Origin of the sequence: Paenibacillus paridis (assembly GCF_006345825.1) — a bacterium.
Lineage (GTDB): Bacteria > Bacillota > Bacilli > Paenibacillales > Paenibacillaceae > Pristimantibacillus > Pristimantibacillus paridis.
On record NZ_VCIX01000091.1, the window covers coordinates 1 to 9,932 of the forward strand.

Sequence of the window (9,932 nt, forward strand, 5' to 3'; positions counted from 1 at the left end):
AATGGAACATCCTACACCTTTACGGTAGTTGCGACTAATGCAATTGGAGATTCGTTGGCATCTGATCCTACGGATGGGGTCACACCAAAAGCAACGGAAACACCGGGAAATCCGGACCCGGGCGAAGAGACGCCAGCCACTGCCCCGGACAAGCCATCAAACGTAAAGGCGACAGCGGGCGACGGTGAGGCTGCAGTACAATTCACTGCTCCATCAAGCAACGGAAGCGATATTAGCTTTTACACGATTACGGCATGGACAGGCGGAGCAGTGTTCAAGACCGCGGCGGGAACATCCAGCCCAATCAAGGTAACGGGGCTGGAGAATGGAACGGTCTACACCTTTTCAATAGTTGCAACTAATGCAATCGGTGATTCGTTGCCATCTGATTTCACGGATGAGGTCACACCTAAAGCAACAGAAACGCCGGGAAATCCGGATCCGGGCGAAGAGACGCCAGCCACTGTCCCGGACAAGCCATTAAACGTACAGGCGACAGCAGGCAATAGTGAAGTGACCGTACAATTCACTGCTCCATCAAGCAACGGAATTGATATTAGCCTGTACACGGTCACGGCTTGGATTGGGGACACAGCGGTTAAGACAGCGACTGGTATATCCAGCCCAATCAGGGTAACCGACCTTGCCAACGGAACAACATATACGTTTACGGTTGTTGCGCGCAATGGCTTAGGCGACTCACTGCCGTCGGAATCTTCCTCGGGAGTTGCGCCGGCAGGCGGAGGTTCAACGTCTCCTTCGGTGCCAGTATCACCACCGGTAACGCTGCCCACAACGGCTGAAACGGTAATTCAGGCAAATGAGGCTGGTGAAATCAAGCTGAATGAGGAGATTTGGGTCGTTGTTCCAAAGGAAACATCAAATCGGACGATTCAAATTAAAGTAGAGAAGCTCTCGAATAGCACAAATTTGGTCGAGAACGGACAAAAGCTCGCTAGTCCTATTTTTGAGCTGCTGAAAAACTTTACCGAAAACTTTACAAAACCGATTACGCTACGGTTTGCATTTGATCAGAAGATTCTACAAGACGAAAGTCAAACAGCATCGGTGTTTTATTATGACGAGACGGCTAAACGCTGGATAGAAATCGGTGGTGTCGTGAATAACGGAATCATATCGGTACAAGTAGATCATTTTACAAAGTTTGCCGTGTTCGCAGTGAATAAGCCTGATCCTAAACCAGTGGTTCAGTTCGCAGATATCGCCGGGCACTGGGCAGAGTCTGCGATCAAAGAAGCTGTAGAAAAGGCTCTCATTTCTGGATACCCAGAAGGCACCTTTAAGCCCAATAAAACAATTACCCGTGCGGAATTTATCGTTATTTTGGCAAAAGCGCTAAACTGGCAGAACGAGGGCTCCGATCTTTTTTTCGAGGATAAGGACGCGATTGGCTCATGGGCTCAAAAGGCTGTAGCGCAAGCGGTTGAAGCTAAGGTAATTTCAGGGTACAACGATGGCAGCTTCCGGCCGAATGCGGAAATTACACGCGCCGAAATTGCAGTTATGATTAGCAGGGCGTTTGGGTTTGCGCGGACAGAGGTGGCAGTGGAGAGTGATTTTGCCGATGAAGATGCTATTCCTTTCTGGTCTAGGGAAGCCGTAGCGGCTGCGCGGGAGAGAGGCATCGTAACGGGACGTAGTGGCAATCTGTTTGCCCCTAATGATAGTGCAACCCGAGCGGAAGCAGTAGTCATTTTGCTAAAATCACTTGGCAGCCTATAAAGAAAAAACGGATCGCTCCATTTGTGGAGCGGTCCATTTTTTTGAGGGGGGAAGAAGTAATGGGCATAGTTATGCTCGTCTTGGAGTGACAATTGCCCCTGAATTTTTGTTGTAGAAGTATCCCCTTTGATAAACGTATAATGGGAGCATTAAACAGGAAAAAACAGGGAGGAACTACAGGCGGAGCACGTCATAAATAGGGTCCAATACAATGGGCTGAGGAGGAATGATCAATGAGTAACACAAAATTAGAGGTGTATCCATTATCGGGTATCGACTATTTAAAGGTTCATGGCCGTACAACGGGGAATCTTTCACCCTTAACGCTATATTGGACAGGGAGTGCGCTTGAGTTTAATGTAAATGGCTCTGAACTATGGATTGAAGTTGAAGTTGATTACGATCATTATGAGCCGTGGATAAGCGTCTTGATTAATGGGGTCACTGTAAGCAGACAAATGCTAATAGCCGGAAGGTACTGGGTATGCCTATTTAGAGGAATGAATGAAATCGCTATAAAAAGTGTGCGCGTGGTTAAAGACCTGCAGGCGATGAACGCAGACCCCGGCTGTTCACTGCAGATTCATGCTGTGAAGAGCGACGGCGAATTTAGGCCAGTGAAGGACAAGCCCTATAAGCTGGAGTTTATCGGAGACAGCATTACCTCGGGGGAAGGCGCTATAGGCGCGAAGGCTGAAGAAGACTGGATTCCGATGTGGTTCAGCGCCATTCATAATTACAGCATGATAGCCGCAGAAGCGTTAAACGCGGAATACCGAGTAATTTCCCAAAGCGGATGGGGCGTACTAACTAGCTGGGATAACAATCCGCGTTCCAATATTCCTGATTATTATGAGCAAGTTTGCGGTCTTCTTACCGGAGACAAAAATAAAGCGCTAGGTGCATTTGAAGAAAATAATTTTGCCGCCTGGCAGCCGGATGCTATAGTCATTAATCTCGGAACAAATGATGGCGGCGCTTTCCATACGCCCGAGTGGCGGGATGAATCCACGGGAGAAACGTTTAAACAGCGGCTAAATGAGGATGGCAGCTATAGGGAAGAGGATCTTCAAGTTTTTGAAAGGGCCGCCGAGCAGTTTCTAGTTAAACTTAGAAAATATAATGCTCATGCACATCTCGTGTGGGCCTATGGCATGCTGGGTATACCGATGATGCCCGCAATCTACCGCGCCGTGGATGCCTACGTGAAGAAAACGGGTGATCGGAAGGTGTCGGTATTCCAGCTTCCGACAATCACGGATGAAACCGTAGGGGCAAGAAATCACCCAGGCGTATTAGCCCATCAGCATGCTGCAAATGCGTTAGCAGGATATCTTAAGGGAATTTTGCCGGTATAAAATTGTAAGCAATCGCCCTCCTACTTAAATCTGATATCACACGCCGAGATGGCGGTAATGCAAGTAAACGAGCCATTCCTTGCGGATGGCTTTTTTTCATATTTTTTTTGGATCGTAATTACATAAATGTAATAAGAGGATGACTTAAACTAAAGGAATCCTATTTATATTGTCGAAATAAGGATAATCCAAATCCGAACCGGTGTCGAAAATATAGAACTAACGCAAGCGGGTTAACTTTACTTAGGGGGTGGCGGTCTTGTATCGCAAGCTGCGGCATTCACTGCAATGGAAGCTGGTATTTATGATTACTGCCATCATCACGCTTGTGATTTCAGTAATCGGAACCGTGAATTATAGCAAGAGCATAAATGCGATCGATTCGGACGTAACCAGGTTCAGCAATCAGATTTTGACGCAAGCCAACTTTAATTTAAGCCGATATGTCGAGGATAACGAGCATTTTTTTCAGACACTAGGCACAAGCGGTGAATTTCGCAATTGGTCTACGGCACTAAATGCAAACGCTTACCACATTTACAGAAGCTATAAGAACATGGAAAGCAAATATATCGGTCCCTTTATTGCCTATCATCCTGAGCTGCTTGCTATTGTGTTCTACAGCAGCAATGGATACCAGAGCGTGTACCGAAATCCGGATATTCCGAATTATATGCTGAACACCGGCTACGCTATGGAGAAAGAGCCATGGTTCGGCCAGCTTCCCTTTGAAGGAGAAGCAACGAGATCGGTGAAGGTCAATATCTCCTATGTAAACTCTTCTGGCTCTCCGGTTCAGCTTCCTGTACTAACCTATTTGCAGCAATTCAACTACGGGAATGAGTCCTCCTATTTGCAGATGGATATCTCGCTAATCTCCACACAGGCGATTCTCGACGCTGTTAAGCTCGGTGATACGGGAAGCACGTTTATCGTGGACGAGTCTGGAACGATTATCACGGCCCATGAGCAGGATCAGGTGGGGAACCGCATTGACGACAATCTGCAAAGTGTGTTGAGTCAAAATGATTCCGGCTCCTCTTACATGAAGTCGACGAAGCAGATGATTGTCTACCAAATCATTCCCCAGACCGGCTGGAAGATTGTGTCCCTGATTCCTTACCGAGAATTAGCGAGAAGCGTATTCAGCATACGTAACTGGACGACCGTCATGACGCTCGTTGGCATCGTCATTGCAAGCTTATTGGTCTACCTGGTTGCTACCTCCATAACGGGACGGTTGAAGGAGCTCCGTAAAACGATTGGCATGACCCGGCTGGGTCGTTTGGATGTCCGCGTAAACATGAAGGGAAGTGACGAAGTGGCGGAGCTTGGCGCGGCTTATAATCACCTGCTTGACCGAATGGAAGATTCCATCCACGAGCTGGCCGAATCCCGAATCGTCCAGCAGCATGCCATCTTGTCGGCTTTGCAGGCGCAGATCAACTCCCACTTTTTGTTTAATGCGATGGAATCCATTAACTCTATGGCTAATCTCGCCCGGCACAGAGGGATCATGGATACAACGGTGGCCTTGTCCAATATGCTGCGGTATACCTCCAATTACCAGCAGACGCTGGTTACGCTGGAAGAAGAGCTCAAACACGTATCCGATTATTTGCATATTATCCGAATCCTTTACAGGGATGATGTGCAGTTCGATATGGAGACGGAGGACGAGGTGAAAGGTGCACGATCCCTCAAGGCGATCATTCAGCCTTTCGTTGAGAATTGCATTAAGCATGGTTTTGAAACGACGGCTGAACCGATGATGATCCGGATATCGGCCAGACGGGAAGGCGAGGCGTACGTTTGTATCGAAATCGAGGACAATGGCCGCGGCTTCACGGAGGAAAAGCTTCGGGAGCTGCAGCAAGCTCTTGCGCTTGATCGCCAGGCTCAGGAATTTATGCAGCTGTCTCGGATCGGAGTATTGAATGTTCATTACCGGCTTCGGGCGTTTTATAAGGATAGCCGGTCCGGAGTCTCCCTATCGGTAACAGGCGAGGGGAAAACCTGTATCACGCTTATGTTCCCCTATTACACAAAGGATGTGTATCCCCTATGATTCGAGTACTGCTGGTAGATGACTCGCCGCTAATTCGGGAAAGCCTGTCCCAGTCCGTGGAGGAAGCAGGAGATTTGACGGTTGTATCTGGGACGGCAGCCAACGGAGAGAAAGCGTTAACGTGGCTGGATAGCCATTATGCGGATCTGTGCATTACGGACATTCGGATGCCAGTCATGGATGGATTAACGCTAATTGAGCGGATTAACGAACGTTATCCATGGATGATGTGCCTGGTCGTGTCGAGCTATGACGATTTTGAATATGCCAAAACAAGCATTCAGCTTAAAGCGCTGGACTACATCTTGAAGCCGGTTGATAATCGTTTGCTTAACCGCACGCTGGTGGCGGCGGAGGGCCGTATCAATCAGGAGCGTAGTCGGGATGCGGCCTCCATCATGCTCCGCAAACTTCCTCATCATCGGAGTTTCTTGGAGCGTTGGCTGAATCAGGTCCGGACTCTCCAAACGGGGACCATGCCCCTGCTTATTGTGGATACGTTGGAACTGCTGGAGTCTTGGATTGGTCATCAGTACTACCTTCTAAATGCATTGTCGGATGCTTGGCTCCAAATGCTCATCGAAGAGCTAATGGAGGACAAGCTGCGCTTGGAGCTGAAGGAGGGGAAGGACCTCGTATTCGGCGAGAGAACGCTGCCGATATCCGAAATCAGAAGTCATTTCCGGTTATGTGCGGTACAGAGGCTGGAGGAAGGCTCCCACCAGCTGGTGGCCGCTATGCGCGGAGTTCGAGACACGCAAACAATGCGCAAGATTGAGCTCGTGAAGCAGTATATTCGGGAGCATTTTACCAAGGACATTAATTTGCAGGAACTGGCGGAGCAGGTGGACATGAACAAAACATATATGTGTACGTTATTTAAGCAAGAGACCGGGATTACGGTCTGGAACTACATCGTTGCGGAGCGAATGCAAAAAGCACGAAGCTTGCTGCTGGAAACCTCTTTCAAGGTTTACGAAATAGCTAATGAAATCGGTTATGAGGATGTTCCTTACTTTTCCCAGAACTTTAAGAAATATTATGGCATGACGCCCCTGGATTATAAGAGGCGGATGAAATCATAACCGCAATCCAAACATTACCCCTATAAATCGAAAGATAGACTTCTACTGATTATTTCCCTCTTTCCTTATAATTGACCATAAGAAGGAGGGAGCTGCACTATGTCAGAGAGAAAAATGTCTTATGTCGGTTTACCCCGAAAACTACCGAATAGCGGCCGTTCCATCGGCAAAGAACGCCATGCGAGAGAACCGCTTGCTAAGTTCATCCGAAAGCATTGGCCGCTTTACGTTATGGTTGTCCCCATGCTTGCCTATTTTCTGGTTTTCAAGTATATCCCCTTACTGGGAAGCGTAATCGCATTTAAGGATTACAACATATTCGACGGATTTATCGCAAGCAAATGGGTAGGATTCCAATGGTTCGAAACGTTAGCGACCGAGCGGAAGTTTCTCCTTATTTTTCGAAATACGTTGATTATATCCTTGTACCAGATTGTATTTGCTTTCCCGGCTCCGATTATTTTAGCGCTTCTGTTAAACGAGGTTCGTAAGACTGCATTTAAGCGAACAGTCCAAACCCTCGTATACCTTCCTCACTTCTTATCCTGGGCACTGGTTTACGGTATGGCCTATATGATGTTCTCTACGCAAACGGGCTTAGTCACCCAATTGCTTAGCCATTTCGACATGCCCCCCATTCATTTGTTGCAGGCACCTGAGTATTTTCGCACGCTTGTGGTAGGAGCGGGAATATGGAAGGAAATGGGCTGGAGCGCCATTATCTTCTTGGCCGCATTGACCGGCATTTCTCCTTCGCTGTACGAAGCGGCCCAATTGGATGGAGCAAGCAGGTGGAGACAGCTATTGCACGTCACGTTGCCCGGACTGCTTCCCGCCATCGTTATTTTGCTGCTGCTGAAGGTTGGGAACGTGCTTGACGTAGGCTTCGAGCAAATTTACGTGTTTCTGAATCCCTTGACGTATTCGGTCGGCGAGGTGCTCGACACCTATTCGTTCCGCCTCGGCATCATTAATGGCGAATTTAGCATTACGACGGCGATTGGGCTGTTTAAGTCGATCATCGGTTTTGTTCTCTTGGTGAGCGTCAACAAATTAAGCAATAAGATTACGGGCGAGGGCTTGTACTGAGGAGGCAGCTATGCGTATTAAATCTTCCCTTGGGGGGCGCACGTTCGACGTTTTCAATTATGTGATTTTGGGGCTTATCAGCTTCGTTTCATTGGTTCCGATTTTGCATGTCGTAGTAGGCGCATTCAGCTCCTCCCAAGCTATCATTCATAATCGCGTATTTTTATGGCCGGTAGATGTGACACTCGACAATATCAAGCTGGTCGTTCAAACCTCAACCTTCTGGAAGGCCGCTTGGATGACCATCAAGGTTGTAGTGATCGCGACCACGGTGAATATGGTGCTGACTGTTTTTGGAGCGTATCCGTTATCTAAAAGCTGGCTTCGTGGACGCAAATTTTTTATGCTGTTCCTCATTTTTACGATGGTCTTCCAAGCGCCTATGATTCCTATTTATCTGGTAGTCAAATCACTAGGCTTGCTGAACTCGCTATGGGCTTTGGTCATACCCAGCGCGGTGTCCGCATTTAATGTCATTCTCTGCTTGACCTTCTTCCGCTCTCTTCCCGAGGAGCTGCTGGACGCGGCTAAGGTTGACGGCATGGGGGAATTCCGGATTGTGGCGAAAATTGTCGTGCCCCTATCTCTGCCGATTATCGTCACCTTGCTCTTGTTCTATGCGGTTGGCCACTGGAATTCTTATATGGGACCGCTGATGTATCTGAATGACCGAAATTTGCAAACGCTTCAACTTTATATTTATTCGTTAATTTCCCAAGGGAACAGCAATGATATCGTCGCGGCAGCAGCAGGCGAGGCATCGATTACGCTCGTTCCGGCTGCAATCGAGATGGCTACCATTGTCCTGGCAACGGCACCGATTGTGCTGCTCTATCCGTTCGTGCAGAACTACTTCATTAAGGGCGCCACTTTAGGCTCCGTCAAGGAATAACCGGCTTACCGTTATGCGGACTTCAAGTCTTCATATAAATGGACCATCCAACAAGGAGGCAAAAAGAAATGTTCAAGAAACATAAGGGGTTATTATTGGCCACTTCATTAACGATGGTTGTCGCATTATCGGCTTGTTCGTCAGGGAAATCCAACACGCCGGCCACGGTCGCGCCATCAACAGATACGGCGGCAAGTCCAAGCAGTACCACTGCTCCCGAGCCGGCTGCCATTCGGATCTTCACTTCCGATTTCAGTCAACCGGTTCCGGGCGGCGCAACCATGTCCAACCCGACGCTTAAATATTTGGCAGACAAGACAAATACCAAACTGGACATCGTCTTCCTCCCGCACACCCAAATGGATCAGCAGCTTAGCACTAAATATGCGGCTGGCGACATCCCGGATGTCGTTATGGGCTGGAACGCGGGTGGCGAGTTGTTTGCCAACAACCAACTGCTCGAGCTTAACGATTATATCGACCAATATGGCCCTAACCTGAAAAAGGTAATTCCCCAATCCGCATGGGATGCGGTTACGATCGACGGCAAAATACTAGGGATTCCGGAGCCCGCAGGCGGAAACGTGACGGAGAACAGTATCTTCTACGTCCGCAAGGACTGGATGGATAAGGTCGGCATCACTGAAGCTCCCAAAACGCCTGATGAATTGCTCACTTTACTTAGGGCTTTCCGGGACCAAGACCCGAATGGCAACGGGCAGAAGGATGAGATTCCATTCTCCTCCCGTGAGAATTTGTCGTGGGTCAACAACATCTTCGGCATGTACGGCCAAACCCATACAACTGCCAAATATGAGAATAACGAGCTGCTGCCAGGCTTTATTACGAGCAACAACAAACAAGGTCTTGGATTTATGAGGACGATGTTTGAAGAGAAACTGATCGATAGCGAGTTCATGACAAACAAGCGCAATGTATGGGAGCAAAAGATTCAGCAAGGCATCGTAGGCATGTGGAACCATGACCCCTCCCTTGCATGGGATTGGCAGGATCGCCTTAACAAGTCTTTGCCGAATGAGAAGCCGGATGTGGTAGCTTTCGCGACTCCGAGGGCTCCTGGGGTGACGGACGTCGGCTCCCTAAGAACCTCTACCAATAAGGTCTACCTGGTCACGAAAAAAGCAAAGGACCCTGCTGCGGTCATCAAATTTTTCGATTGGCTGGCTACGCAAGAAGGCCAAGAATTCGTCAACTTTGGAATCCCGGGTGATACGTACACAAATGAGGGCGGGAAAATCGTCTATGACAAGCAAAAGGATACGGATGCCAAAACGAGCACTTGGAGATCACTCATATTAAACATCGTTGGCTATAACGAAGAGCTCCTCAAAATTAAGCTGGATAACGAGCAAGCCTTTGAAAAGCAAAAGATGGCTTATGAAGTGGCCCGCAACGAATCCATTCCGAATTTAATGTCTGCTCTTCCGGCAATTAAGACCAATCAGCCTGAGGTGCCAAACTTCGGCTATAATAATCTGCCTATTTACTTGGAGGCCGCCACTCAAATCATTATGGGCGAGAAACCGCTCGACTACTTCGACGAATTCGTGACGCAATATAAATCTCTGGGGGGCGCCGAAGCGATTAAGCAAGCTTCGGATTGGTATAACTCTACTCAAAAATAAAAGAAAGGAGTGATAGGTTTTTGGTGCAGGGGATTGCGGAGATGTCCCCTG

7 protein-coding genes are annotated in these 9,932 nt (G+C 48.3%); all 7 read left to right on the forward strand.

All coding sequences use genetic code 11. The features are described from left to right. Window positions 1-1,743 (forward strand): S-layer homology domain-containing protein (locus FJQ58_RS20165; protein ID WP_202915298.1); only part of this gene is annotated, 1,743 nt, incomplete at its 5' end. Window positions 1,744-1,976: 233 nt separating this feature from the next. Continuing rightward, a complete protein-coding gene (locus tag FJQ58_RS20170) occupies window positions 1,977-3,101 on the forward strand; it encodes an SGNH/GDSL hydrolase family protein (protein WP_139996576.1) in 1,125 nt (374 codons plus the stop codon). 259 nt (window positions 3,102-3,360) lie between these two features. Then, window positions 3,361-5,169: a cache domain-containing sensor histidine kinase gene (locus tag FJQ58_RS20175; RefSeq protein WP_139996577.1), complete on the forward strand. Its 1,809-nt coding sequence runs from the start codon at window positions 3,361-3,363 to the stop codon at window positions 5,167-5,169. Then, window positions 5,166-6,254, forward strand: coding sequence for a response regulator transcription factor (locus tag FJQ58_RS20180; RefSeq protein WP_139996578.1), 1,089 nt, complete (start codon window positions 5,166-5,168; stop codon window positions 6,252-6,254). Before FJQ58_RS20175 ends, FJQ58_RS20180 begins: the two co-directional genes overlap by 4 nt. A 99-nt stretch (window positions 6,255-6,353) precedes the next feature. Further along, a complete protein-coding gene (locus FJQ58_RS20185; protein WP_238404207.1) occupies window positions 6,354-7,343 on the forward strand; it encodes an ABC transporter permease in 990 nt (329 codons plus the stop codon). A 10-nt stretch (window positions 7,344-7,353) separates the two neighbouring features. Next, window positions 7,354-8,235, forward strand: coding sequence for a carbohydrate ABC transporter permease (locus FJQ58_RS20190; protein ID WP_139996579.1), 882 nt, complete (start codon window positions 7,354-7,356; stop codon window positions 8,233-8,235). 68 nt (window positions 8,236-8,303) lie between these two features. After that, complete coding sequence (locus FJQ58_RS20195; RefSeq protein ID WP_162341637.1) at window positions 8,304-9,881, forward strand: extracellular solute-binding protein; 1,578 nt, start codon at window positions 8,304-8,306, stop codon at window positions 9,879-9,881. Window positions 9,882-9,932 lie beyond the last annotated feature (51 nt).